Annotated in this window: 1 protein-coding gene; it reads right to left on the bottom strand. The window is 62.4% G+C overall.

Features of this window, described 5'->3' with window-relative positions; all coding sequences use genetic code 11:
• Positions 1-274 (bottom strand): metal ABC transporter permease (locus CUZ56_RS15015; RefSeq protein ID WP_204250945.1); only part of this gene is annotated, 274 nt, incomplete at both ends.

The following is a 274-nucleotide window of genomic DNA, read 5'->3' as shown; positions in this document are numbered from 1 at the left end:
CACCACGAAGACTAATGCCGCCAGCACCACGATCTGCAGCAACTCGTCCGGACCGACACCGAGGATGTTGCCGAACATGATGTGGTTGAGGTCGGTATCGCTGGGCGTGACCGAGATCAGTACCAGGCCGAAGGCGAACAGGGTGGTGAACACGATGCCGATGGCGGCGTCTTCTTTCACCCGGCTGGTATCGCGGACCAGGCCGATCAACGCTACGGCCAGGAAGCCGAAGATCACCGCGCCGACGGCGAACGGCATCCCCGCGATATAGGCC

The organism is Saezia sanguinis (genome assembly GCF_003991585.1).
GTDB lineage: Bacteria > Pseudomonadota > Gammaproteobacteria > Burkholderiales > Burkholderiaceae_C > Saezia > Saezia sanguinis.
Note: the sequence above shows the minus strand (reverse complement) of the source record. Positions and strands in the feature narration are given on the sequence as shown.